Genomic DNA, 424 nt, shown 5'->3' with positions numbered 1-424 from the left:
TGCCCGCCGACGTGCAGGTCGTGCTGTGCGCGGGCGCCCCGGACACGCCCGAGATCCTCGCGGAGGTCACGGGCCTCATCGAGGACCTGCGCACGCGGCGCACCGGTGTGGTGTGGATCGACAAGATGCTGCCGCGCGACGAGCTCGTCGCGGTCCTCGCGCACGGCACGGTGTTCGCGTGCCCGTCGGTCTACGAGCCGCTCGGCATCGTCAACCTCGAGGCCATGGCCGTCGGGCTGCCGGTCGTGGGCACCGCCACGGGCGGCATCCCCGAGGTCGTCGACGACGGCGTGACGGGCTGGCTCGTGCCGATCGAGCAGGTGCAGGACGGCACCGGCACGCCGGTCGACCCCGAGCGCTTCGTGGCGGACCTGGGGGCCGCGCTCGTCGAGGCCGTGTCCGACCCGGCGCGCGCGGCCGCGTG

General features: G+C 75.0%; 1 protein-coding gene. It reads left to right on the top strand.

What is annotated here, in order from left to right:
- Positions 1-424 (top strand): glycosyltransferase (locus G3I71_RS48360; protein WP_164325341.1); only part of this gene is annotated, 424 nt, incomplete at both ends.

Source organism: Streptomyces sp. SID12501, from assembly GCF_010550245.1.
Taxonomy (GTDB): Bacteria; Actinomycetota; Actinomycetes; order Streptomycetales; family Streptomycetaceae; genus Streptomyces.
This window is presented reverse-complemented; position numbering and strand designations above follow the sequence as displayed.